The 20,686-nt window shown below is 68.9% G+C and carries 19 protein-coding genes and 1 riboswitch; of the genes, 10 read left to right on the top strand and 9 right to left on the bottom strand.

Annotation, left to right across the window (positions count from 1 at the left end):
- The first annotated feature begins 18 nt into the window (after window positions 1-18).
- Complete coding sequence (locus ACFYM2_RS23525; protein ID WP_388460980.1) at window positions 19-981, top strand: alpha/beta hydrolase; 963 nt, start codon at window positions 19-21, stop codon at window positions 979-981.
- A 21-nt stretch (window positions 982-1,002) separates the two neighbouring features.
- On the opposite strand, the gene ACFYM2_RS23520 is transcribed toward ACFYM2_RS23525, so the two are convergent.
- Entirely contained in the window at window positions 1,003-1,950 is a 948-nt protein-coding gene (locus ACFYM2_RS23520) for a glucosyl-3-phosphoglycerate synthase (RefSeq protein ID WP_388838827.1), read from the bottom strand.
- A gap of 132 nt (window positions 1,951-2,082) precedes the next feature.
- Window positions 2,083-2,245, top strand: a riboswitch (SAM riboswitch).
- Between ACFYM2_RS23520 and thrC the strand changes: the two genes are divergently transcribed.
- From thrC to mycP, 7 genes are all read left to right on the top strand, one after another.
- Entirely contained in the window at window positions 2,239-3,591 is a 1,353-nt protein-coding gene (gene thrC, locus ACFYM2_RS23515; protein WP_388461080.1) for a threonine synthase, read from the top strand. Its footprint overlaps the riboswitch before it by 7 nt.
- A 60-nt stretch (window positions 3,592-3,651) precedes the next feature.
- Window positions 3,652-3,927, top strand: coding sequence for a ubiquitin-like small modifier protein 1 (locus ACFYM2_RS23510; protein WP_350231807.1), 276 nt, complete (start codon window positions 3,652-3,654; stop codon window positions 3,925-3,927).
- Between the two features lie 399 nt (window positions 3,928-4,326).
- Entirely contained in the window at window positions 4,327-4,530 is a 204-nt protein-coding gene (locus tag ACFYM2_RS23505) for a cold-shock protein (RefSeq protein ID WP_005315736.1), read from the top strand.
- Window positions 4,531-5,341: 811 nt separating this feature from the next.
- Window positions 5,342-6,967, top strand: coding sequence for a chaperonin GroEL (gene groL / locus ACFYM2_RS23500; RefSeq protein WP_350231808.1), 1,626 nt, complete (start codon window positions 5,342-5,344; stop codon window positions 6,965-6,967).
- A 251-nt stretch (window positions 6,968-7,218) separates the two neighbouring features.
- Entirely contained in the window at window positions 7,219-8,043 is an 825-nt protein-coding gene (locus ACFYM2_RS23495) for a DUF4097 family beta strand repeat-containing protein (protein ID WP_359006983.1), read from the top strand.
- Window positions 8,044-8,182: 139 nt separating this feature from the next.
- Complete coding sequence (locus ACFYM2_RS23490; protein WP_388838824.1) at window positions 8,183-8,689, top strand: hypothetical protein; 507 nt, start codon at window positions 8,183-8,185, stop codon at window positions 8,687-8,689.
- 1,504 nt (window positions 8,690-10,193) lie between these two features.
- Window positions 10,194-11,486: a type VII secretion-associated serine protease mycosin gene (mycP, locus tag ACFYM2_RS23485; RefSeq protein ID WP_388838821.1), complete on the top strand. Its 1,293-nt coding sequence runs from the start codon at window positions 10,194-10,196 to the stop codon at window positions 11,484-11,486.
- Window positions 11,487-11,742: 256 nt separating this feature from the next.
- On the opposite strand, the gene ACFYM2_RS23480 is transcribed toward mycP, so the two are convergent.
- From ACFYM2_RS23480 to ACFYM2_RS23470, 3 genes are all read right to left on the bottom strand, one after another.
- On the bottom strand, window positions 11,743-12,660 hold the full coding sequence (locus ACFYM2_RS23480) for a hypothetical protein (RefSeq protein ID WP_388838818.1): 918 nt from the start codon (window positions 12,658-12,660) through the stop codon (window positions 11,743-11,745).
- A 322-nt stretch (window positions 12,661-12,982) separates the two neighbouring features.
- Entirely contained in the window at window positions 12,983-13,318 is a 336-nt protein-coding gene (locus ACFYM2_RS23475; RefSeq protein ID WP_388838815.1) for a DUF397 domain-containing protein, read from the bottom strand.
- Window positions 13,302-14,141 (bottom strand): Scr1 family TA system antitoxin-like transcriptional regulator, encoded by an 840-nt coding sequence (locus tag ACFYM2_RS23470; protein WP_388838812.1) that lies wholly within the window; start codon window positions 14,139-14,141, stop codon window positions 13,302-13,304. Before ACFYM2_RS23470 ends, ACFYM2_RS23475 begins: the two co-directional genes overlap by 17 nt.
- 125 nt (window positions 14,142-14,266) lie before the next feature.
- Here ACFYM2_RS23470 and ACFYM2_RS23465 point away from each other — a divergent pair, with 125 nt between their 5' ends.
- The gene (locus ACFYM2_RS23465) at window positions 14,267-14,542 is read left to right on the top strand and encodes a hypothetical protein (protein WP_359008862.1); all 276 of its coding nucleotides are present in this window, start codon (window positions 14,267-14,269) and stop codon (window positions 14,540-14,542) included.
- Window positions 14,543-14,570: 28 nt separating this feature from the next.
- The gene (locus ACFYM2_RS23460) at window positions 14,571-15,107 is read left to right on the top strand and encodes a hypothetical protein (protein WP_388838809.1); all 537 of its coding nucleotides are present in this window, start codon (window positions 14,571-14,573) and stop codon (window positions 15,105-15,107) included.
- A 272-nt stretch (window positions 15,108-15,379) separates the two neighbouring features.
- Here ACFYM2_RS23460 and ACFYM2_RS23455 read toward each other — a convergent pair whose 3' ends face one another.
- From ACFYM2_RS23455 to ACFYM2_RS23435, 5 genes are all read right to left on the bottom strand, one after another.
- Window positions 15,380-15,883, bottom strand: a complete 504-nt coding sequence (locus ACFYM2_RS23455) for a hypothetical protein (RefSeq protein WP_388838806.1) — start codon at window positions 15,881-15,883, stop codon at window positions 15,380-15,382.
- A 65-nt stretch (window positions 15,884-15,948) separates the two neighbouring features.
- Window positions 15,949-17,766: an alpha/beta hydrolase gene (locus ACFYM2_RS23450; RefSeq protein WP_388838803.1), complete on the bottom strand. Its 1,818-nt coding sequence runs from the start codon at window positions 17,764-17,766 to the stop codon at window positions 15,949-15,951.
- A 4-nt stretch (window positions 17,767-17,770) separates the two neighbouring features.
- Window positions 17,771-18,142: a hypothetical protein gene (locus ACFYM2_RS23445; RefSeq protein WP_388838800.1), complete on the bottom strand. Its 372-nt coding sequence runs from the start codon at window positions 18,140-18,142 to the stop codon at window positions 17,771-17,773.
- 422 nt (window positions 18,143-18,564) lie between these two features.
- Window positions 18,565-19,578 (bottom strand): N-acetylmuramic acid 6-phosphate etherase, encoded by a 1,014-nt coding sequence (gene murQ, locus ACFYM2_RS23440; protein WP_359008870.1) that lies wholly within the window; start codon window positions 19,576-19,578, stop codon window positions 18,565-18,567.
- A gap of 75 nt (window positions 19,579-19,653) precedes the next feature.
- Window positions 19,654-20,577, bottom strand: coding sequence for a MurR/RpiR family transcriptional regulator (locus ACFYM2_RS23435; RefSeq protein WP_350231823.1), 924 nt, complete (start codon window positions 20,575-20,577; stop codon window positions 19,654-19,656).
- Window positions 20,578-20,686: the final 109 nt, after the last annotated feature.

Below are 20,686 nucleotides of genomic sequence, written 5' to 3'. Positions count from 1 at the left end.
AAGGTGGCCCCTCCAGCCATGACTGTCCCCGCTGTGGATCCCGAGATCCAGACCCTGCTCGACACCGCCGACACCGGAGTCTTCCCCGTCCATGGCCTGGACGCCGTCCTCGCCGACCCCCGGCGCTACGCACTGCTGCGCGCACAGCCCGACACCCCCGTCGACGACCAGGTCAAGGTGCGAGACCTGTACATCCCCGGCCCCGCGGGACCACTGCGACTGCGCGTCTACCGCCCGGACACCACCGAGGACCTGCCGATGATCCTCTACATACACGGCGGCGCCTTCACCTACGGATCCCCCGAGGCCGAAGAGCAACGCTCCCTGCGCTACGCCCGAGACGCCCACGCCGTCGTCGTCTCCGTCGACTACCGCCTCGCCCCCGAACACCCCTACCCGGCCGCGGCCGACGACGCCTACGCCGCCCTGACCTGGATCGCCGGCAACCCGGCCGAACTCGGCGGAGACCGGACCCGCATCGCGGTGGCCGGCGGCAGCGCCGGCGGGAACATCGCCGCCTCCACCGTGCTCCGCGCCCGCGACCAGGCGGGCCCGCACCTGCTCTTCCAGTCCCTGACCTACCCCAGCGTGGACGGCGGTCTCACCACCGCCTCGGCACGGGAGTTCACCGATACCCCGGTCTTCGACCGGAGCGCGCTGGAACTGGCCGTGCGGTACTACGCCAAGGACGGCCACGCCGACCCGTACGCCTTCCCGATCCGCGCCACCGATCTCAGCGGCCTGCCGCCCACCTACATCGCCGTGGCCGAGATCGACCCGCTGCGCGACGAGGGCCGCGACTACGCCGCACGCCTGTCCGCCGCCGGCGTCACCACCGAACTCGTCCAGGTCCCCGGCGCCGTCCACGGCTTCGACCTCCTCTTCCCCCAGGCCCGTATCAGCGAACGCAACCTCACCGACCAGGTACGCGCCCTGCGCGAGGCCCTCCACCCCCGAGAGTTCGCCGGGTCCGCACGCTGATCCGGCCGAAGCCGAAGCCGCCTAGGCCGCGCGGTGGACCGCGTACTCCTCGATCTCCCGCATCGGCGGCCGCTCCTCGGTGTCCACCGCGTACGTGCGCGGCACGAAGCCGTGCTCACCGCGCTCGAACTGGGTCAGCTCGGGGCGTACGAGATGGCCGCGGGACAGCCGCAGCTGGGCGGTGCGGTAGATCGCGGCGGCCATCCGGCCGAGCGCCTGCCCGTCCTGGTGGCGGTGCTTGCGTACGCCCACGTCGACCTGGGCCAGCGCGTCAAGACCCACCGTGTGCAGCGCGTCCACGAGCAGCGCGAGCTCGACGCCGTACCCGACGGGGAACGGAAGCCGTTCCAGGAGCGAGCGCCTGGCCGCGTACTCACCGCCCAACGGCTGGACCACACCAGCCAGTTGGGGCCAGTGGAGGTTGAGCAGAGGGCGCGCCACCAGCTCGGTGACCCGGCCGCCCTGGCCGGCCGCCGCGCCGAGCGGCCGGTCGTACATGGCCTTGACGAAGTCCACCTCCGGGTCGGTCAGGAGCGGCCCGACGATGCCGGAGACGAACGCGGCGTCGAAGTCCTTGAGGTCGGCGTCGACGAAACAGACCACGTCCCCGCTGGTCACGAGCAGCGAGCGCCACAGCACCTCGCCCTTGCCGGGCAGCGCGGGCAGCCTCGGCAGGATCGTGTCGCGGTGGACGACCCGGGCGCCGGCGGCGGCCGCGACCTCGGCCGTACGGTCGCGGGAGCCGGAGTCGACCACGACCAGCTCGTCGACGAGCGGCACGGAGGCGGTCATCAGCTCGCGCCGGATCGTGGCCGCGATCTCACCGACCGTGGCCTCCTCGTCGAGCGCGGGCAGCACCACGCTGACGGTCGTACCCGTACGGTGTTTCGCGGCCAGCGTCCGCTCCAGCGGCCGCTCGGCCGTCGACCAGGAACGCCTGCTCAGCCAGCGTTCCACCTCTTCCAGCACGGCCGTCGGCCTCCTCGTGTGATCCATCTCGCGGTTCGGACGACTATCTCAACCGTCCAGAGCTTCGGTTACAGTCTTGAACAACGCGAGGGACCACCGCATGCCGGGGTCCCCACGCCGACAATCGAATACCGCTCATCCAGAGGGGCAGAGGGAAACGGCCCGTTGAAGCCCCGGCAACCCTCCAGTCGGTTCTCGTCGACCACGTTCACACGTCGGTCAGGACACGGGGCCACCGGCTAGGGAAGGTGCCAAATCCGTCTCATGGCGAAGTTCGCCCTGAGGAAGATGAGGAGAAAGGGCCTCCCCTCCATGTCTGTACAGACCGCTGAAACCCGCACCTCCGCCGAGAGCGGTACCTCCGCCGAGAACGCGTCCGGCACCCCCGTTGATCTCGGCCCGGCGTCCGGCCTCTCCTGCCGCGAGTGCGGCCAGCGTTTCGAACTTGGCCCGATTTTCGCCTGCGAACTGTGTTTCGGACCGCTCGAAGTCGCCTATGACCTGCCGCTCGGCGACCCCGAGGCGCTGCGCGCGCGGATCGAGGCGGGCCCCGAGAACATCTGGCGCTACGCCCCGCTGCTGCCGGTCCCGGCCGACGTCGCCGACAAGCCGAACCTGAACCCCGGCTTCACCAAGCTCGTCAAGGCCGACAACCTGGCGCGCGAGCTGGGTGTCGAGCCCGGCAAGCTGTTCGTCAAGGACGACTCCGGCAATCCGACGCACTCCTTCAAGGACCGCGTCGTCGCCCAGGCCCTGGAGGCCGCCCGCGCCTTCGGCTTCACCACGCTCTCCTGCTCCTCCACTGGAAACCTCGCCGGCGCGGTCGGCGCCGCCGCCGCGCGGGCCGGCTTCCGCTCCTGCGTGTTCATCCCGCACGACCTGGAGCAGGGCAAGGTCGTCATGGCCGCGGTGTACGGCGGCGAGCTCGTCGGCATCGAGGGCAACTACGACGACGTGAACCGCTTCTGCTCCGAGCTCATCGGCGACCCGCTCGGCGAGGGCTGGGGCTTCGTCAACGTCAACCTGCGTCCGTACTACGGCGAGGGTTCCAAGACGCTGGCGTACGAGATCTGCGAACAGCTGGGCTGGCGCCTCCCCGACCAGCTGGTCATCCCGATCGCCTCGGGCTCCCAGCTCACCAAGATCGACAAGGGGCTCCAGGAGCTGATCAAGCTCGGCCTGGTCGAGGACAAGCCGTACAAGATCTTCGGCGCCCAGGCCGAGGGCTGCTCGCCGGTGTCGACCGCCTTCAAGGCCGGACACGACGTCGTACGCCCCCAGAAGCCCGACACCATCGCCAAGTCGCTCGCCATCGGCAACCCGGCGGACGGCCCTTACGTCCTGGACATCGCGCGCCGCACGGGCGGTGCGGTGGACGACGTGAACGACGAACAGATCGTCGACGCCATCAAGCTGCTCGCCCGCACCGAGGGCATCTTCGCGGAGACCGCGGGCGGCGTGACGGTCGGCGTCACGAAGAAGCTCATCGACGCCGGTCTCATCGACCCCTCGCTCACCACGGTCGTGCTCAACACCGGTGACGGACTCAAGACCCTGGACGCGGTGGCCGCCACCTCCCAGGCGACCGCCACCATCCGCCCGAGCCTGGACGCCTTCCGCGACGCGGGCCTGGCCCACTGACGAGGCCGCCCGCACGGCCCACCGAGCCACTGCCGAACGACGACTAGGAGCACCGAAACCATGAGCGTGAACGTCCGCATCCCCACGATCCTGCGCACCTACACCGGCGGCAAGGCCGAGGTCACGGCCGAGGGGACGACCCTGGCCGACGTCATCGCCGACCTGGAGAAGAACCACACCGGGATCGCCGCGCGCGTCCTGGACGACCAGGGCAAGCTGCGCCGCTTCGTCAACGTGTACGTCAACGACGACGACGTCCGCTTCGAGCAGGGCCTGGAGACGGCGACGCCGGACGGCGCCGGTGTCTCGATCATTCCGGCGGTCGCCGGCGGCTGAACCGCGCCCACCGCTTTCGGAATTGCCCCCTCCGCACGGGAAGCGGAGGGGGCAATTCAACATGGTTGAGCGGGGTACAGTTGGGGAAGCCCCCTCGCTCCGAGTGCCACGCGCATATGAGAACGCGACAACATGGGGTCAAAGTGTGTGAGCCGTTTGCGCCTTAAGTGCGCTTTGCCCGGCCCGACTTGCCCCGGAATGCAGAATAAATGGCATTCCGCTCCCCGTGCGTGCCCGGAATTCTCGTCCGATTGACCTGTTGCAGAGGGCAGTTGGGCAGATACATTCAGCCGCGGTCGACGCGTTCCGGCGCACACCCTCTCCTGTCGGAGGGTGCAGGTCTGACCCGGGTCCGCGAAGTGCGGCCCCGTGCAAGGGCCAGTAATAGGGGAGTTAGGCATGGCTCAGGGCACCGTCAAGTGGTTCAACGCGGAGAAGGGGTACGGCTTCATCGCGGTCGACGGTGGTGCGGATGTTTTCGTCCACTACAGCGCGATCCAGATGGACGGTTACCGCACCCTTGAAGAAGGTCAGCGAGTCGAGTTCGAGATCTCGCAGGGCCAGAAGGGTCCGCAGGCGGACATGGTCAAGCTCGCCGTCTGATAGAGACGCGATCGGCCACCGACGCACAAACGCATGAAGGGGACCACCCACCGGGCGGCCCCCTTCACGCATTCCCCGCACCGAGCCCTTCAGAGGCGCGAGCAACTGCACGGGAGGCGCTCACGCCCCGCAGGCATCAGCGGGTGTCAGGGGCGCGGGGAACTGCGCGAGTAGCGAGCACGGCCCGCTGGCGTGATGCGGGTTTGAGGGGCGCGGGGAACTGCGCGGGACGCGGGCACGGCTCGCAGGTATCAGCGGGTTTGGGGGCGCGAGGAACTGCGCGGGAGGCGAGCACGGCCCGCTGGCGTGATGCGGGTTTGAGGGGCGCGGGGAACTGCGCGGGACGCGGGCACGGCTCGCAGGCGCCAGCGGGTGTCAGGGGCGCGAGGAACTGCGCGAGAAGCGAGCACGGCCCGCTGGCGTGATGCGGGTTTGAGGGGCGCGGGGAACTGCGCGGGAGGCGAGCACGGCCCGCAGGGCAACGGCACGCCAGGGGCGCGGGGAACTGCGCAGGCGGCCCCGCCAGAAGCCGCGCCGGGGGCGTGGGGGCAGAGCCCCCCCCCAACCCCGACGGACCGGCCAACCCCGCCAAGCGGCACCCCCCGGTTCAAGAGACTCGCTTGCACTCGCAGGTGCCGAGTGCTAATCATTGGGCTTAGCACTCTCCCAGTGAGAGTGACAGAACTTGGATCGGGTCAGTGAGGCCCGCAACCCGAGTGGGGCAAGGAACCACAAGGGATGCAGGCCGTCCGTCGCGGGCACCGACACGGTCCACGAAGAACGCCACCCCTGTCCGGGAGGACCACTTCACATGGCCAAGATCATCGCGTTCGACGAGGAGGCACGGCGCGGTCTCGAGCGCGGGATGAACCAGCTCGCCGACGCCGTCAAGGTCACCCTCGGCCCCAAGGGCCGCAACGTCGTCCTCGAGAAGAAGTGGGGCGCCCCCACGATCACCAACGATGGTGTTTCCATCGCCAAGGAGATCGAGCTCGAGGACCCGTACGAGAAGATCGGCGCCGAGCTGGTCAAGGAAGTCGCCAAGAAGACGGACGACGTCGCCGGTGACGGAACGACCACCGCGACCGTCCTCGCCCAGGCCCTGGTGCGCGAGGGTCTGCGCAACGTGGCCGCCGGCGCCAACCCGATGGCCCTGAAGCGCGGCATCGAGAAGGCCGTCGAGGCCGTCTCCGCCGCCCTCCTGGAGCAGGCCAAGGACGTGGAGACCAAGGAGCAGATCGCTTCGACGGCCTCCATCTCCGCCGCCGACACCCAGATCGGCGAGCTCATCGCCGAGGCGATGGACAAGGTCGGCAAGGAAGGCGTCATCACCGTCGAGGAGTCGCAGACCTTCGGGCTCGAGCTTGAGCTCACCGAGGGCATGCGCTTCGACAAGGGCTACATCTCGGCGTACTTCGCCACCGACATGGAGCGTATGGAGGCGTCGCTCGACGACCCGTACATCCTGATCGTCAACTCGAAGATCAGCTCGGTCAAGGACCTGCTGCCGCTCCTCGAGAAGGTCATGCAGTCGGGCAAGCCCCTGCTGATCATCGCCGAGGACGTCGAGGGCGAGGCCCTGTCGACCCTGGTCGTCAACAAGATCCGCGGCACCTTCAAGTCCGTCGCCGTCAAGGCCCCGGGCTTCGGCGACCGCCGCAAGGCCATGCTCGGTGACATCGCCATCCTCACGGGCGGCACGGTCATCTCCGAGGAGGTCGGCCTGAAGCTGGAGAACGCCGGTCTCGACCTGCTCGGCCGCGCCCGCAAGGTCGTCATCACCAAGGACGAGACGACCATCGTCGACGGCTCCGGTGACAGCGACCAGGTCCAGGGCCGCGTCAACCAGATCCGCGCCGAGATCGAGAACAGCGACTCGGACTACGACCGCGAGAAGCTCCAGGAGCGCCTCGCCAAGCTCGCCGGCGGCGTGGCCGTCATCAAGGCGGGCGCGGCCACCGAGGTCGAGCTCAAGGAGCGCAAGCACCGCATCGAGGACGCCGTTCGCAACGCGAAGGCGGCCGTCGAGGAGGGCATCGTCGCCGGTGGTGGCGTGGCCCTGCTCCAGGCCTCCGCGGTGTTCGAGAAGCTTGAGCTCGAGGGCGACGAGGCGACCGGCGCCAAGGCCGTGAAGCTGGCCCTTGAGGCCCCGCTCAAGCAGATCGCCGTCAACGGTGGTCTCGAGGGTGGCGTCATCGTCGAGAAGGTGCGCAACCTGCCCGTCGGCCACGGCCTGAACGCCGCGACCGGTGAGTACGTCGACATGATCGCCGAGGGCATCATCGACCCGGCGAAGGTCACGCGCTCCGCGCTGCAGAACGCCGCCTCCATCGCGGCGCTCTTCCTCACCACCGAGGCCGTCATCGCCGACAAGCCGGAGAAGGCCGCCGCCGGCGGTGCCCCGGGCGGCATGCCGGGCGGTGACATGGACTTCTGATCCCAACGGATCGGTAGCTCCAGGCAGTTCACTGCCGCACGTTGTACGCCGAGGGCGGCACTCCCAGCACGGGGGTGCCGCCCTCGGCCGTTTCAAGTGGGGCGGGGGGTACGAAGCCTGGGGGTACGGGAAACCGAACTTCGGCAAGGGTGCTGGCCCCATGGTGCGGGGGCACGGGGGCCGGGCATGCTTGACCGGCAGAGGGGACCGGCACGGGGGCCGCCCCGAGGGGCGTCCGCGCAGGAGAGTCAATGAGCACCACCCAGTCCACCACGTGGTCCACCACCGAGTCCGCCAACGGGTCCACCACCAAGCCGGCTGCTGCCCAGTCCTCCACCTCCCGGTGGCGGGCTCGCGCGTGCGCGGCCGCGGCCCTCACCGCGCTCGCGGCGGGCGCACTCGGCGCGTGCGGGCCGATGGACGACAAGACGTTCAAGGACGACACAACCATCAAGGACAAGGTCACCGCGGTCCGCATCGAGGGGAAGTCGGACGGCTTCCGGGTGCGCGGCAAGCAGCACCTGAGCAGGACGGCGGTGCACCGCGAGGTCACCTACCGGGACAAGTCCAAGCCGGACACCCCGACGTACCGCGTGGAGAACAACGTCCTGGTACTCGGAGGCTGCCCGGGCCACTGCTCGGTGGACTACACGGTCGACGTCCCCGCCGGCATCCCGGTCACCGGCTCCACCACGGCGGGCGGCCTGCACTTCTCGGCGGTCGGCGCGGTGAAGGTCTCCTCCGACGACGGCCGCGTCGTGGTGAACGGCGCGACGGGCCCCGTCGACATCCGCACCACGAACGGCTCGATCGAGGCGAAGGGCCTGAAGGGCACAGGCATCACCACCAGGGCGTCCAACGGCTCGATCTCCCTGACCCCCGCCACCGCGCAGGACATCACGGCCCAGACCGCCAACGGCAGCATCACGGTGACCGCCCCACCCGCCCCGTACCACGTCGTGGCCCAGACCCAGAACGGCAGCAAGAACCTCTCCATACGGGACGACCCCGCCGCCCCCCACCACCTGAACCTGACCACGGACAACGGCGGCATAACGCTGAAGACCGCCAAATAGACCCGCTCCGCGCCAATTGTGCGCCTCCGATGGCCAGTTCCAGTCGCTCTCAGCGACGGTACGACTGTGAATCGCAAAGGCTCTGGCTAGAGTTGCGCTGCGGTCAAGGGTGTACGCGGGGTGTACGGGGGAGAGTGGCGTGACAACACATGAGGACAAGGGCGGGGCGCAGTCGCCGCCCTGGGCATTCGACGTGCTCGGCAGGGCGCAGGCAGCCGCGAGCGACATAGTCACGGAACTGTCGTCCTTCACGACGTTCCAGCGCCGCGTCGACGAGCTGATCCGCAACCTCAAGGGCTCGCCCGCCGACCCGGGCAAAGTCGGCCAAGAACGCCTGGTGCGCGAGCAGTTCGGCGGCGGCGAGGGCGCGTGGACGGAGGCCGCCGGCCTGTTCACCTCGTACGCGACGGTGATCACCGAGCTGGAAACCCTGTCCCGCCTGCTGTCGGACTCCATCGAGGGCATGGGCATCGCGGTCCTCGCCTCGCACCAGGGCTACCAGAACATCGACGCGGACGTCCGCAAGCGGATGGCAGCGATCAGCGTCGAAACGAAGAAGCACTACGGGGGCGACTACCACCCCGAGCAGTCGAAGCCGAAGAGCGATCCGAAGTCGTCGGGCGGCGACACGGGAGGGGCGTTCTGATGGGCGCTGGCACACCGTTCGAGGGGATGAGCCACGAGGCGATGCTGGCGTGGCTGGACCAGGCGAACAGCGGGACGGTGCGGGGTGCGGCTGATCGTTTGGCGGCGGCGGCCAAGGAGATCCGTACGATCGCGGCGGATTTGAAGGTGCGTCCGCAGTGGGTGGAGTGGAAGGGTGCGGGGGCGGACGCGTTCCGTACGTGGAGCGCGGATCTGGCCAATGCGACGTTGCGTCTGAGCGACTTCAGCGAGGGTTCCGCGACGTGGCTGGGCCACGCCTCGAACGCGATCGCCTCGGCCCAGGCGTCCATTCCCCGCGACGCGGGTCGCGCCCAGGCGAATCTGGATGCGGCCCGGTCCGCCCACAATGATCCGGATGCGTCGGTGATAGCCCGTAAGTCGGCGTCGGAGCTGGCGGCTTTGGAGGCGGACAAGGAGAAGGTGCGCCAGGAGGCGGTGGCGCAGATGCGGAAGCTTGGCCAGGCGTATGAGCAGGCGGCGACGCAGATGAACGGGCTGGAGCGGCCCAAGTTCCCTCCACCGCCGCAGGCGATTGCGCCGGACCCGCACGATGTGTACAGCGGTATTGAGTACGCGTCTGGCACCAGCGGTACAGCCGAGCGTGGTGTTTCGTCCGGCGGCGCTACGCGCACTTCGCAGGTTCTCTCATCCTCCTCCGGCGGCCCAGACTCGAGGATCCACACCGGTCTAACCTCAACGGACCGCCCCGCCTTGGCGGACACTCACCGGCCCACGCGGATGGACGTTGACTCGACGGCCGCGTTGCCGCAACAAGCGCTCCCGTCGAGTCCCTTCGGTAGCGGGCCGCAAGTGGGTCATGCCGATGATGTGCCGGCAGTGCGCATCCCGACGCCCTCCTATGGCGGGGGATTGAGTGCGCCTCCAGGCCCTTCCAGCACACGGCCTCCTGATGGGGGAGCGCACCCGTCGCCGAGGGGGCCGTCGGAGTCCGGGCGCACCGCCGTTCGCACGCCGGGCGGCGGCCCCGGAATTATTGGCGGTCGGCCCGTTCCAACGGGGCCGGAGCGGCCCAATAGCAGCGTTCCAAAAGGAACCGTCGTAGGTGCCGAAGAGCCCGGCAATCGCGGTGCTTCGCGGCCGGTTACGGGAGCTGGCCCCGCAGGCCAAGTAGCAGGCCGGCCGGGCGCGATGCCCGGCCGTAGTTCGACAGCCCCGCGAAGAGTGGTACGTGGGGGCAGTGCTCAGCAATCGGAGCGAGCGGCCGGTCCTCGTTCCGTATCGTCTGGTGCGCCTCCGGAGCGGGGAGGCGTCTCGGGTGGGAGGCCGGTCGTCGGAAATGCGGGCGGTGGTGCCCATGGTGGGCAGCTGCCCCGAGGTTCCCGAAAGGGACGTTCACGCCGCGAGTCGGGGGAAACGCCCCCTGGCTACCTCGTTGAGGACGATGAGACGTGGTTGCGGATCGACCCGCGCGTTGTACCGCCGGTCATCGACTGATGCGTTCAGGAGAGACGCGAGGGAAGCTCATGCCATCGAGCAGTGTTCGCCGCAGGCGCGGGATCGCCGCAGTGTCGGGGGTTTGCAGCCTGTTCATGTGGGGTGCCGCATCCGTGCCTGCCCGGGCGGACACGCCCCGCGAGCAGCAGTGGTTCCTCGACGCGATGAAGGCCGACGAAATCTGGCGGATCAGCACAGGCGCAGGGATCACCGTAGCTGTCATCGACACAGGCGTTGACCCGAGCATTCCTGATCTGACAGGGCAAGTCCTGCCGGGTAGAGATTTCTCGGAGGGCCAGACGGGAGACGCACACGTCGACTACGACGGCCACGGGACCAGCATGGCGGCTCTGATCGCTGGAAAGGACGCGGACGGCAGGAAGGGACCTTCCGGCCTTGCCCCAGGGGCCAAGATTCTCCCTATCCGCATGCCGAAGGGGGGTGAAGCAGCCAACCAAGCCGAAGGCAACCAGCGATTCAACAAAGCCGCGCCGCAAGCGATCCGCTATGCAGCTGATCAGAACGCGAAAGTCATCAATATCTCCATGGGAAGGAATGAAGGCTCACCCCAGCTCACTGCAGCGGTGCAGTACGCCATAGGAAAGGGTTCGCTGATCTTCGCGGCGGTGGGGAACAGCGGCAATGTGAACAATGAGGTCGAATACCCTGGCGCCACGCCCGGCGTGGTGGGTGTGTCGGCCGTGAGCCGGGACCAGCGCAAGACGCCCGAGTCCGAATACGGCCCCCAGGTGGACATGGCCGCGCCGGGCGACGACATCGTGCATGCCTGCCCGGGTGGAACCGGCCTGTGCAGATCCCACGGCACCAGCGACGCCACCGCCCTGGCGTCCGCATCCGCCGCGCTGATTTGGTCCAAGCATCCGGAGTGGACCAACAACCAGGTTCTGCGGGTCATGCTGAACACGATCGGTGGTCCCACGGATGGGGCCAAGCGGAACGATTCGATCGGGTACGGGATCGTTCGCCCCCGCGTGGCCCTCGTGAATCCGGGTGACCCGGGCCCGGCGGACGTGTACCCGTTGCCGGATCCTCCGGCGTCGGCCGCGTCGCCCGCACCCGCCCCGGCCAAGGGCGCCGCGCCCCGAGCGGAGAAGGCCGCCGGGAATCGGCCAAGTTTTCTCCTTCCTCTCGGCATCGCGGCGGGGGTGGGAGTCGTGGGTGCCTTGGTCGGCGTCTGGGCCTGGCGTAGGCGCAATCGGCAGCGGGCGGTCATCGCCCCGGCGCCGGCCGGTAGTTGGGGACCGGGGCCCGGGCCGGGGTGGCCGGAGCGGCAGCATCCTGACCGTACGGGGAGGTACTGAGGTGGCGTGGGGCGAATGGGAGCAGCTGAAGTCCGACGCGCTGCTCCGCCGCGAACTCGATGCTCTCGCGTGGTACGCGGCCAACTCGGCCTGGGCGGACAGGCACCCTACCTAAGCGTCGTCGTCAAGCTCGCCGGCAGCCGAGTGGAGGACAGCCCCGATGGATACGGGAAGCTCCAGCCATTCCTTGAAGACCTGGTGCCGCGTGAGGCGAGGAAATACGGGTGTAGGAAGTAGGCCGGGGCGGGCCGCGTGGTCATGCGGGGGTCTTCGTGGGGCGGGGGCTGGGGCGGGGGGTGGTTGCCGCGGCTCGGGCTTTGGCTGCGTGGGAGTGGACCTGCGCGGCTGGGAGGGTTGGGGGGTGGGGTCGGGGTTTGCCCTGGCAGGGGGCGCAGGTGCCGCCGGGGAGGGCGTCCGGGGGGCCCGGGGCGCCGCACTTCGCGCATTCCAGGATGCGTAGGGCTGGGCGCGTCGGGGGTGGGGGCTGGTGCGGGGGGAGTTTGGAGAGGAGGCGGGTACGGGTGAGGCCGGCCGGGCTGTGGACCGGGACCGGCAGGCCCGAGGCCAGGGCGCGCAGGATGTCCTGCTCCGTCGCGCCGCGCTCGAACCACGCCTCCGCCAGCGGTTCCAGGTCCGCGCAGTCCCGCGCCGACAAAGACAGCGCCGGCGCGGTACGCCCCAGCGCCGCCAGGAGTATGAACGCCCTGCTGCGCGTGGGCGGTTGTGGCGCGGCCGCAGGCGGCCCGGGTGGCCGTGGCGGTGCCGGGGGCGCCGCGTTGACGCACCCTCGGGTGAATTCCGCCCACCACGCGTCGTCCCGCGCCGTCCGCGAGAACCACGTCCTGGTCACCCACCTCGCGCTGTCCGAGCCGCGCAGATGCTCGCGTCCACGCCTCAAGTGGCCCGCGCCTACGAGACGTTGGAGTGCGGTGCGTAACGCGCACTGCCCGTACGGCAGCACCTTCGCCAGCGTTTTCACGGAGATGTCCGCGCCGTCCGGGAGCCGGTCCAGGTAGCCCGCCACCGCCGCCTCTCGGGGCGCGAGGTGCGCGAAGTCGTACGCGGTGGGCGGCGGTTGGTGCGGCACCGAACGCTTTCCGTAGCCCGGATTGGCCATCGGGTGGTGGTCGGGGTGCGCTGCGGCGGGTGCGGCACTAAAGTGGCTGTCAGCCATCGGATCAGTGATTCCTTAACGTGTGTTGATCTTGGTGGTCAGGCCCCCGGAGGTGTTGGCGCACCTGGCGGGGGCTGATTGATGTCCTGGGTCCTGTTGCTGTCTGGACGCTAGAGGTTAGTCACCCTCCGTGGCAAGTCGAACGCGGAAAGTGTCCAGCGGATTCGCTTCCGCCCAACTGGCGGGGTGGGTGGGTGGGTTGAGACCCACTCCCATTCGATTTCAAGCACTGCTCGAAGCTCGACGCGTGAGCCTCGCCGCGTACGCCACGAGCCGGCCCCGTCAACAACGCCGGCCGGCTCGTAGTGCGGGAACGGGTGCGTCAGCTCGTTTTGTTGGACTCCTTCACCCCGGCGACGAACGCCGACCACGTCGCCGCTCGGAACACGAGCGTCGGGCCGTGCGGGGCGGACTTCGAGTCCCGGACCGGAACGATGCCGGGGAGGTCGTCCGCCACCTCCAGGCAGTCGCCGCCGCTGCCATCGCTGTGGGTGGACTTGCGCCAACGCGCCACCTCCAGGCAGTCGCCGCCTTCCCCGCCGCTGTAGCTGGACTTCTGCCAGCGCGCGATTTCGAGGCAGTTGCCGCCCTCTCCTCCGCTGTAGCTGGACTTCTGCCAACTGGCCTTACTCAGGTCGTACTCAGGGCTGATCCTCATGAGCGTAATCCTCTGCCACTGATTCGATCAGGGCCAGGGAATCGGACGGTGAGAGTGCGCTGGCCCCCACCAAATCGTAAGTCAGTTCGTGCCGGGCGACAGTGGCCGGGTCGTCTTCCAGTCGCCCGGTGCCCAGGCCGTCGATGAAGGCGAGCGGGGGCGCGTCGGCGAAAGCCATCAACTTGAGCGCGCCGCTCATTGCCGCGTGCGCGCCCGCCTGGAACGGCAGTACCTGAGCGATGATCCGGTGGCGGGCGCCGAGCGCGGCGATATGAGCCAGAGCCTCTGCCATGACGCCCCGCCCTCCGACCATTCGCCACAGCACCGATTCGTCAAGAACCACCCACAACAAGGGCGTTGTTGGGTCGTCAAGCAGCCCAGTGCGCTCCAAACGGGCTGATACCAGGTCGTCGATGACCCCCTCCGGCGCGGTCGGCCGGTGGGCGCGGAAGACGGCACGTGCGTACGCCTCGGTCTGAAGCAGCCCCGGGATGAGTGAGGGCGCGTACTCCCGGATCGTCGTCGCGATCGCCTCCGCCTCCGCCGCCTCGGCGAAGTGGTCCGGGTACTTGGACTCCGCCGCCGCGACGCAGTTGCGCGTGAAGAAGCCGTCCGTGCCGAGGATCTTGTCGAACTGGCGGGCGTACTCCAGGTGCATGCGGCGGATGCCCGCTTCGAGTTGGCCGATGAAGGACGAGGAGACGAAGAGGGGGCCGCCCAGGGCCTCCTGGCTGAGGCCGGCCTTTTCGCGGGCGTGGCGGAGTTCGGCGCCGAGGAGGGCGCGGGGGGAGGCGGAGGGGTCGAGGTCCTTCGGTGCGGGCATGCGCAACTCCCTTTGGGACACGCGGGGTTGTTGGATCGCCGACGGTAGTCAGGGTAGCTCCGGGCGGACACTCTGGGTGAGGAGAACGGCACAGTCGGTACGTAACGTAGGAAGGGCGCGAGGACATGGCACTGACGGCTGAGGAGAGGGTGCGGGCGACGGAGGATGCCGTCGAGCAGTTGCGGGAGGGGCTGGCGCGGGTCGGCGTGGTGCTGCCGTCGCTGAGGATCGACCCGCTGACGTGTGCGGGGCACGTGCTCTATCCGCTGGTGGACCTCGGGCGCTGCAACATGGACATGGCGTTGCGGCTCGTCGCGGTGCTGGCCGGGGCGTATGGGCCGGAGGGGGATGCGCCGGGGTGTGGTGGCGCGGGTACCTGTTCCGGCCACTGCCACGCCTGACGGGGGCCGGTCTCGTACGCTCGGCGGCATGGGGGACGGGCGTGGTGTGAGCCAGGAGCGGGGGCGGCCGTCGTGGACGGAGCATCCTCGGCTGAGCGCGTGGCTGGTGGAGCAGGAGGCGGCGTTCGGGGGGTGGGCGGCGTCGCACTCGGGGCGGTGGGACTTCTCGGTGGCCTCGCTCGACGCGTTGGAGGCGGCGGTGCGGGGGGACTTCGCGGGTGCGGAGTGGGAGGAGGTGCGTGCGGCTCGGCACGCACCTCGTGTGACCGCGCCCGCGTGGTACCTCGGCGAGGTGTGCGTGCGGGCGGCGGGGGCCGCCGGGGCCGCGGGGGTGGTGTGGAAGGTGAACCCGGCGACGGACTTCACCGCGTGGGAGGGTCCGTTCGTCGGCGTACCGGGGGACCCGATGGAGGACCCGGACCACGAGGACCTGTACGAGGACGCCGACTACCTCCCGGCGGTGGTGCCGGTCGCCGAGATGTGCGCCATGTTCCTCAAGGGGGCGTCGTGGCGTCTGCGGTGTGTGGTGGGGGAGTTCCAGGCACCCTTCGGCACCGGTCGTTAAGACGGCGTCCCTTTTGGTGCGCCGCCAAGCTCCGGTAGCGGGGGTTGTCGTTCGCGCGCTACTTGCGATTCATTTGCGGCGGTCGCTGACGTGTCTGGCGCGGTCGGTCGGCGTTCAGGACGCGGCAGTTGTACGTGGAGGGGCTGATCAAGAGAGCCCTCGGGCGCGCAGGCGGCGACAGGGTACCGCGCCGTGGGCGGGGTGGGCGTTCATTCCGGATGCGGATGCCGGAATGAGGGCGTAAGCGGATCGCCTACGGCCTGTCTCACATGTCAGTTGGGCTCGATCGGAGTATCGGTGGACCAGAAGTCGGAGTGAACGTTGGGGAGAGGGAGCGGCCAAACGTCCTCGTAAGAGGGGCCGTTGGCCTTGCTCTTCGGCTTGGCCACCTTGGATTCCTGGACGCAAGGGGTGTCGACCTCGAAGTCGACATTCCCCTTGTCGCCCACGGAAACGGTGATGGCGAAACCGTCCCTGCTTTGCGCGTAGATCACAGGCATCTGTTTGTCCGGATTGACCGACTTGATCACGTATCCGCTCTGCTTCCAGAAGCGCTCGATCAGCCCGAGGAAACTCCCTCTCCGCTGCTCGGAGATGATGGTCATGACCATGCGCCGACGTGTCACGTCACAGCTTCCCGCCGTGGTCGCAGTATGGGACCACTGGACTTCCGGCTGGATGGCAGCGAATGTGGCGTCCAGCATCGCGTCAGCTCGATCCGCAGCTTGTTGCATATTCATATCCGGTCCCTTTTTTCCCGACGCATCCTTCTCCATGCTCCCGCACCCTGCGAGCAATGTGCCCGCCAGGGCCACTGTGGCTGCCTGCTTGAGTCGCCGGTTCATCGGTGGGGCTCCGTTGTGATCTTGTCTGCGTGACCGGAGACTATCCGCGCAATGTTCTTTGCCGACTCGGGGTCCCGTTCGGGATTGAAGTAGTTGGAGTGTGCGGGCGTGGGGGTGCCGTCGGAGAACGGTAAGGGGCCGTCGTCGACGGCGAACCGCCTGGCCTCGAACCCTTCGCTGGCCGGGTCCCTGCCGAACCAAGCTCCGTCCGGGTCGGCGAGGTAGCCACCGGCCAGTGCTCCAACCGGGCCGAGCAGCACACCACCGACGGCACCACCGACGAGTTGCTTGCGTGACGGGGCCCAAGTGACGGGATCGTTGCCGGCTGACCCTACGAAGACGTGGTCCTTGCCGACCCCGAGGTCCCCGGCTTTGTCCACGCCGACTCCAGGGCTTCCCACGAGGATGATGTCGTCCACTCCGGGGATACCTCCCGGCTGCGTGGCGGCGGCACCGACCAACCGTGAACCATAGGAGTGGCCTATGGCCGTGAGGTGGGGATCCCCGGTTTCGTTCGTTACCGACAGGCCGTGCATGAAGCGGTCGTAGGCGGGTGCTCCGGCGTTCGCGTCGTCGCTCTGCGCGACATCGAAGTTGGCCCCCCAGTCGTCGGACCCCGTAAGTTGAGGTGCGTCGTATCCCAGCCAGACGATGGATGCCGTTGCGCTTCCGCGATTCTCGAATGCGGCGTCTATGGCGGTATCGCGTGCCCGCTTCAGATCGTTCTTCGCGAAATCCTCGTCCAGTGACGTCTCCAGACCGGGGACGTACGCGGATACGTTCTTTGCTGTATCGGGGTTTCCGTAACTGACAATTGCCCGACCGTTCCCCTCGTCGCCGATTCCCAACAGGAACATCGGAGGCTGTGTTCCCTCCTCCCTCAATTTCCGGTCGATCTCGAGTAGCCCAGCGAGCTGCGTGTGCGACTTCTCGTTGTGTTCTCCCTCCAGCTTGCCTATGAGCAGCTGAAGGTTCTCCCGATTCGCCTGATCACGCACGGCGGCTGGGATTCCGTCCAGGTTGCCGATCACGTCCGGGTAAACCGACAGGTACTCGTCGCGTTTCTCCTGGGTAAGGCCTTGCCACCACTCTTTGCAAGCAGCGGGGTCCTTGTTCGTCGGGATCTCGCTGCCGAGGTGGTCGCCCGCCACACCTCGGACCGCTTCGGCGTCCTTCGCCGTATCCGCCCACGTAGCATCGTCAACGGTCAGCCCGGGTGGGGCCTTCAATTTGCCCAAAGCCTGATCGAAACGGTCGTCGATCGCCTGAGCCTCTTGCACCGCGTAGGCGATGCGGTCGGCGATCTCCTGAGCTCGCGCACGGTGCGGATTTCCTCCGGGAGCGTCAGAAGCCTCCCCCCGCGGCGTCGGGATGTGCATGCCCAGGACGTCGAACCCGGGGCTGCCGCTTACCGCTCCACCTGGGATTTCCTGTCCGGAAGCCGGGTCGGTGCCGCAAGCGGGAAACTCCACTGTACCGTCGCCGAGGATGCTGTATCCGGATTTGTCGGCATCCCGTACTGCCGCCGTTATCCTTCTCTGTGGAGCCATCAGTTCATAGGCCAGCCCATTCAATGTGGACCGGATGAGACCGCATTCGGTGTGTATGTAGTGATAGTTACGGCTCAATCTCTCGAGACGTTGAGTGGCCGAGGTCGCCGATGCGCTCTTCTGTGTCTTCGTCAGCGAGCCCGTCATCTCCGCGTCGACAAGCTCCCGAGCGGCGTTGGCTCGCTTGCTGACCGCTCCCCAGCCGTTGCTCGCATGTTCCAGTTCCGCCAGGTTCAGGTCCAGCAGTTGCTGCCACGTGAGCATCCCGCTATGCCCCCTGCTTGATTCCGGACACACGTACCGCGTCGGCCTCTTGCTTGACCTTCGCGTCCGCCGCACTCAGGTCCACGGCGACCTGTCGCAAAGCGGGCTGCAGTGTGCCGCATTCCTCCCGCAGCGCGGAGAGCCGGGCATCCCAGGATGTGAGCACGGAACTCAAAGTGGCGACACAGGTGAGACCTACGGTGGCCCTCGCCAGACCATCGTGGGCTCGCGTCAGATCTCGCATGTCAGTCGTAGCGCCGGTGGTCAGGTCGCCGGCGACGTCGGCGGCATGGTTCCACGGACTCTCCGTGTGCTTCAGGGCATCGGCCCCGCCGCCCGTGCTCGGGGTGCTGCTCTGTATCCCATTGAGCTGCATATGCTCGGAGTGTCTCTTGGCAGCCGGAGTCTTCAACTGCTTTCACTCGTCCCAGGCCACGCCGCGCCCCTTTCCCCGTTCGTTCTGCCTCGGCGACGGGGCGTGCCGCCGATCGCCTTGTGTACCGTCAACTCGGGTGATCCTAGGGGCTGTCGACGGCTGGGTATTGAGTATCCGTACCTATTCCGGCTTGGCGTACGGCAAGGTCTCGGAGGGGGCCTGCCACACGGCGCCGACGTAGCAGGAGGGCGGTCGCGCAAGAGTGGGGGACTCAGGGGTGGGGGTGCTTGGGCTCGGGTTCTGGAAAGGTTCCGGACGGGGTCTGGACAGTGTCGTCCGGGCGGCCGTTCGCGCGGTGGGTGGGGGGCAGGCCACCGGGCTCTGGACGCTGGGAGGATGGGCCAGGGCTCGGCGAACCCGTGTTAGTTGTTCGCGGCGAGCGCTGCGCGTAGGTGGCCGTCTGCTTCTGACAGGAGCTTCGCGGCCGTCGCCGCCTCCACTCCGCCCAGGATGACCAGGATCGCGTTCTTCACCTCGCCGTCCGTCGCCGCCAGGGCCGCCTCGATCTCCGGATCGGTCGCGCCCGTCGCCAGGGCCACGATGTGGCGGGAGCGGGCGCGCAGTTTCTCGTTGGAGGCGCGTACGTCCACCATCAGGTTTCCGTACGTCTTGCCCAGGCGGATCATCGTGATCGTCGAGATCATGTTCAGGACCAGCTTCTGGGCCGTGCCCGACTTCAGGCGGGTGGAGCCGGTGAGGAGTTCCGGGCCCACCACGATCTCGATGCCGTGCTCGGCCGCCGCCGCCAGCTCGCTGTCCGCGTTGCACGACAGGCCGATCGTCAGGGCCCCCACGCGCCTGGCGTGCTCCACCGCGCCGATCGCGTACGGCGTGCGGCCCGAGGCCGAGACGCCCACCACCGTGTCCGCGCCGGTGAGGCGCAGCGCCGCCAGGTCCTCCGCCGCCAACTGCCGTGAGTCCTCCGCCCCTTCGACCGCCTTCACCATCGCGGACGGGCCGCCCGCGATCAGGCCCACCACCTGGGACGGGTCGGTGTTGAACGTCGGCGGGCACTCGCTCGCGTCCAGTACGCCGAGCCGCCCGGCCGTGCCCGCGCCGGCGTAGATCAGGCGGCCCCCGCGCGCCATCCGCTCCGCCGTCGCGTCGATCGCGGCCGCGATGGCCGGGAGGCGGTCGGCCACGGCGGCGGGGACGGTGGCGTCCTCGCCGTTCATGATCCGGGCGATCTCGGCGGTCGGCAGCCGGTCGATCTCCGCGAGTTCCGGCCGGAACGCCTCCGTGGTGAGGCCCGCCAGCTGGGCCCTGAGGTCGGAGTAGGTATCGCCCTGATCCTGGGTGCGGTCACCGCCGTGGTCCTGGCCGCTTCCGCTTCCGTGGTCCTGGCTCTGGTCCTTGGCCTGGTTCTGGGTGGTCATCGTGGCTGCGGCTCTTTCTGTGTGCGGGGCCCTGAGCCCGTGTGCGGGGCCGTACGGGTGCCTGGGGGGCCGGGGTCAGCGCGTGCGGTCCCGGGGGGTGTGGCGGTGGGCCAGGGCCTCGTACGAGGCTGCGAGCGCGGGGGCCGCCGTCTCGTACGTGCGCTGGGCCACGCCGATGAACAGGCAGTCCACGACCAGGAGTTGGCTCGTACGGGACGACATCGCGGCCGGGCGCAGCTCGCTCTCGCGGGCCGTGGACGTGGTCAGGACGTGATCGGCGTACTGCGAGACCGGGCCGTCGGGGCGGCCGGTGATCGCGATCGTGGTCGCGCCGTGGTCGAAGGCCACCCGCAGCGGCTCGATGACGTCGCCCGTCGAGCCGGAATGGGTGATCGCCACCGCCGCGTCGCCCGAGCGCAGCTGCACCGCGTTGGTGACGGCCAGGTGCGGGTCGGTGTGGGCGTGGGCGATGAGCCCGATCCGCAGCAGCTTCTGCGCCAGGTCCTGGCCGACCAGGCAGGACGCCCCCACGCCGTACACATCGATGCGGCGCGCGGCCGCCAACGCGCCCACCGCGGCGCCCAGTTGGGTGGTGTCGAGCGCCGCCGCCGTGTCGGCCAGGGTTTGCTGCTCGTCGTAGGCCAGTTTCGCGACGACGTCCGCGATCGGGTCGTCCACCGCTATGTCGGCGGTCACCGAGGGGGCCCGGCCCGACTGCTGCTGGGCGGCGAGCCCGGCCAGCGCCAGGCGCAGGTCGCGGTAGCCGGGGTAGCCCAGGATGCGGGCGGTGCGGACGACGGTGGCCTCGCTGGTGCCGGTGAGGGCGGCCAGGCCCGTGACGGTGAGGGCCGCGCAGCCGGCCGGGTCGCCGGCGACGGCCTCCGCGACCCGCTGCATGGAGCGGGTCATGGACGGCGCGAGTGTGCGCACCTTGGCGGCGAGGGCCGCCGGTGCGGGGGGTGAGCCCTCGCTGAAACTTTCCTTCACGTCTCGGGTCACATGTGAAAGATATTTTCGCAGTGGTGTCCGGTCAACCCCCTCGGGGGCCGGGAGCGGGGGCTGCGATCGGGGCCGCGAGCGGGGGGCCGGCCCCGGTCCGCTACCGCGC

Origin of the sequence: Streptomyces sp. NPDC006711, assembly GCF_042869775.1 — a bacterium.
GTDB lineage: Bacteria > Actinomycetota > Actinomycetes > Streptomycetales > Streptomycetaceae > Streptomyces.
The sequence above is the reverse complement of the archived record's forward strand: the minus strand, read 5'-3'. Positions and strand labels throughout refer to the sequence as shown.

What these genes read in the sequence shown, in the direction of transcription:
- ACFYM2_RS23525 (WP_388460980.1), top strand. Translation starts at nt 19, where the DNA reads ATGACTGTCCCCGCTGTGGATCCCGAGATCCAGACCCTGCTCGACACC.
- thrC (WP_388461080.1), top strand. Translation starts at nt 2,239, where the DNA reads ATGAGGAGAAAGGGCCTCCCCTCCATGTCTGTACAGACCGCTGAAACC.
- ACFYM2_RS23510 (WP_350231807.1), top strand. Translation starts at nt 3,652, where the DNA reads ATGAGCGTGAACGTCCGCATCCCCACGATCCTGCGCACCTACACCGGC.
- ACFYM2_RS23505 (WP_005315736.1), top strand. Translation starts at nt 4,327, where the DNA reads ATGGCTCAGGGCACCGTCAAGTGGTTCAACGCGGAGAAGGGGTACGGC.
- groL (WP_350231808.1), top strand. Translation starts at nt 5,342, where the DNA reads ATGGCCAAGATCATCGCGTTCGACGAGGAGGCACGGCGCGGTCTCGAG.
- ACFYM2_RS23495 (WP_359006983.1), top strand. Translation starts at nt 7,219, where the DNA reads ATGAGCACCACCCAGTCCACCACGTGGTCCACCACCGAGTCCGCCAAC.
- mycP (WP_388838821.1), top strand. Translation starts at nt 10,194, where the DNA reads ATGCCATCGAGCAGTGTTCGCCGCAGGCGCGGGATCGCCGCAGTGTCG.
- ACFYM2_RS23480 (WP_388838818.1), bottom strand. Translation starts at nt 12,660, where the DNA reads ATGGCTGACAGCCACTTTAGTGCCGCACCCGCCGCAGCGCACCCCGAC.
- ACFYM2_RS23475 (WP_388838815.1), bottom strand. Translation starts at nt 13,318, where the DNA reads ATGAGGATCAGCCCTGAGTACGACCTGAGTAAGGCCAGTTGGCAGAAG.
- ACFYM2_RS23470 (WP_388838812.1), bottom strand. Translation starts at nt 14,141, where the DNA reads ATGCCCGCACCGAAGGACCTCGACCCCTCCGCCTCCCCCCGCGCCCTC.
- ACFYM2_RS23465 (WP_359008862.1), top strand. Translation starts at nt 14,267, where the DNA reads ATGGCACTGACGGCTGAGGAGAGGGTGCGGGCGACGGAGGATGCCGTC.
- ACFYM2_RS23460 (WP_388838809.1), top strand. Translation starts at nt 14,571, where the DNA reads ATGGGGGACGGGCGTGGTGTGAGCCAGGAGCGGGGGCGGCCGTCGTGG.
- ACFYM2_RS23455 (WP_388838806.1), bottom strand. Translation starts at nt 15,883, where the DNA reads ATGGAGAAGGATGCGTCGGGAAAAAAGGGACCGGATATGAATATGCAA.
- ACFYM2_RS23450 (WP_388838803.1), bottom strand. Translation starts at nt 17,766, where the DNA reads ATGCTCACGTGGCAGCAACTGCTGGACCTGAACCTGGCGGAACTGGAA.
- ACFYM2_RS23445 (WP_388838800.1), bottom strand. Translation starts at nt 18,142, where the DNA reads ATGCAGCTCAATGGGATACAGAGCAGCACCCCGAGCACGGGCGGCGGG.
- murQ (WP_359008870.1), bottom strand. Translation starts at nt 19,578, where the DNA reads ATGACCACCCAGAACCAGGCCAAGGACCAGAGCCAGGACCACGGAAGC.